The organism is Streptomyces sp. SPB074, from assembly GCF_000154905.1.
Lineage (GTDB): Bacteria > Actinomycetota > Actinomycetes > Streptomycetales > Streptomycetaceae > Streptomyces.
In genome coordinates, this window is the sequence record NZ_GG770539.1 from 5,227,750 (window position 1) to 5,229,820 (window position 2,071).

At 74.6% G+C, this 2,071-nt stretch carries 3 protein-coding genes; 1 reads left to right on the forward strand and 2 read right to left on the reverse strand.

Going from position 1 to position 2,071, the window contains the following annotated elements; translation table 11 throughout:
- Positions 1 to 27: 27 nt before the first annotated feature.
- Entirely contained in the window at positions 28 to 801 is a 774-nt protein-coding gene (locus SSBG_RS22150; protein WP_008748301.1) for an SDR family NAD(P)-dependent oxidoreductase, read from the reverse strand.
- A gap of 129 nt (positions 802 to 930) precedes the next feature.
- Here SSBG_RS22150 and SSBG_RS22155 point away from each other — a divergent pair, with 129 nt between their 5' ends.
- Positions 931 to 1,197: a hypothetical protein gene (locus SSBG_RS22155; RefSeq protein ID WP_037870393.1), complete on the forward strand. Its 267-nt coding sequence runs from the start codon at positions 931 to 933 to the stop codon at positions 1,195 to 1,197.
- Between the two features lie 27 nt (positions 1,198 to 1,224).
- On the opposite strand, the gene def is transcribed toward SSBG_RS22155, so the two are convergent.
- A complete protein-coding gene (gene def, locus SSBG_RS22160) occupies positions 1,225 to 1,977 on the reverse strand; it encodes a peptide deformylase (protein WP_008748303.1) in 753 nt (250 codons plus the stop codon).
- Between the last annotated feature and the right edge of the window lie 94 nt (positions 1,978 to 2,071).

The following is a 2,071-nucleotide window of genomic DNA, read 5'->3' on the forward strand; positions in this document are numbered from 1 at the left end:
GCGTGTGCGGGGACCGCGCGTCGCCGCTCAGTGGGCGGCGAGGAAGCCGCCGTCCACCGGGAGCGTGACGCCGTGGATGTGCGCGGCGTCCGGGCCCGCGAGGAAGGCGACGGCGGCGGCGACCTCCTCGCCGGTGCCGGGGCGGCGGTCGGGGGCGGCCGCGGTGAGCTGCCGGAGCATGTCGTGGGCGGGCGCGTTCGCGGGCGTCATCGTCGGGCCGGGGGTGACGGTGTTGACGCGGATGTTCCGCGCGGCGAGTTCGGCGGCCCAGGAGGTGGTGAGGGAGTGCAAAGCCGACTTCGTGGCGCCGTAGAGCGCGGCGACGGCCGTGCCGGTGACGCCGTTGATCGAGCCCATGTTGACGACGGCTCCGCCGCCCGCCGCGGTCATGCCGGGCACGAGCGCGGCGGTGAGGACGAAGGGGATCTTGACGTTGAGCGCGAGGGCCGCGTCGATCGTGGCCTCGTCCGCGTCGAGCAGGGACTGGCCGGGGATGAGGAGCGCGGCGTTGTTGACGAGCAGGTCCACCGGCCCGTCCAGGAGCGCGGCGGCCTCCTCGGCGAGCGCGCGGGCGCTCGCGCCGCCCTCCGCGAGGTCGGCCCGGACGAAGTGGGCGAGGCCCCCGGCCGCGCGCACGGCGGCCACGACCTCGGCGCCCGCCTCCGCGTTGCGGCCGGAGACGACGACGGCGCCCTCGTGGGCGAGGCGCTCGGCGACGGCACGGCCGATGCCGGAGGTGGAGCCGGTCACGAGGGCGCGGCGGCCCTGGAGCGGGGCGGAGGGGGCGGGGGAGCTGGGCATGGCGAGTCCTCGGGGCAGGAATGGATTGCTCGATCCACAGTGTGCCGCCCACTCTGGATTGTCAAATCCAGAGTGGGGGTCGCGCGCTCCCGCTCGGCCCTCCGGGAGGGCCCCGGGGAACCCCGTAGTGTGGCGCGCGACACGAGTGCCCACGACACGAGCGACTTCGCCGACGAGGCCCGCAGCCGTGCCGCCCGCCTGCTGCGGATGGCCGCGCCCGGGGACGACAGGGACCGGCTCATCGCCTACGCCGCCGACACACCCGACCCGCCCCTCATGGGCCCCGACGGCATCCGCACGACGGGCTGCCCGCGCTGCCGCCGCACGATGTGGCTCCAGCGGGACGTGTGGGTGTGCGCGGGGTGCGGAGAGATGCGGGAGCGCGAGGAGGGCTGAGGCGTACGGGGCTCGGGCCCCCTCGCGCTACCGCTCCCCGCTCAGGCCGCTCAGGTCCTCCACGCCCATGGCCGCCGCCCGCGCCCGGCGCTCCGCGTGCACCGTGTCGCGTGCTTCGGCCATGTCGGCGAGCACCGCGCGGCGGGCGCGCTTGCCGAGCCGGTCGACGTAGACCATCCCGTTCAGGTGGTCGGTCTCGTGCTGGAGACAGCGCGCGAAGTAGCCGGTGCCCTCGATCGTCACCGGGCGTCCGTCCCGGTCCACGCCGCGCAGCACCGTACGGTCCGCTCGGGCCAGTCCGTGCCGCGCGCCGGGCACCGAGAGACACCCCTCGACGTCCTCGACCAGGGCGCGGCCCGAGGCGGCCTCGTCGATCACCCGGTTGAGGACGTGCCCGACGTGCCGGGCGCCCTCGTCGTCGAAGCGGTCGTACACGAAGAGCCGCAGGTCCACCCCGACCTGGTTGGCGGCGAGTCCCGCGCCCTCGGCGAGGTACATCGTCAGGAACATGTCGGCGACGAGCCGCGCCAGTCCGGGGGTGCCGAAGACGGTCGCCTCCGCGCAGCGGCGCGCCAGGATCTCCTCGCCCACCTCGGTCACGCGCAGCATCCGCCCGCGCGCCGCCTCGGGCGCGAGGGGCGGGTACGCGCCCTCGTACCGCTCGCCCCCCACGTACACCGGGACCCCGGCGGGAATCCGCGCGCGGACGGAGTCCGGGGGCGGGGCGAGGCTCCGGCCCTGCCCGGTCGCGACGGGACCGGCTGCGGCGGGTTCGGTCATCGGACGGCCTCTTTCCGGGACGGGAGGGTCCGTCCCTAAATATTACGAGGTCTTTTATAACTCTGCGTTACTTTTTTTTTTTTTTTTTTTTTTT

Coding starts and splice junctions, on each gene's coding strand:
- SSBG_RS22150 (WP_008748301.1), bottom strand. CDS start 801: ATGCCCAGCTCCCCCGCCCCCTCCGCCCCGCTCCAGGGCCGCCGCGCC.
- def (WP_008748303.1), bottom strand. CDS start 1,977: ATGACCGAACCCGCCGCAGCCGGTCCCGTCGCGACCGGGCAGGGCCGG.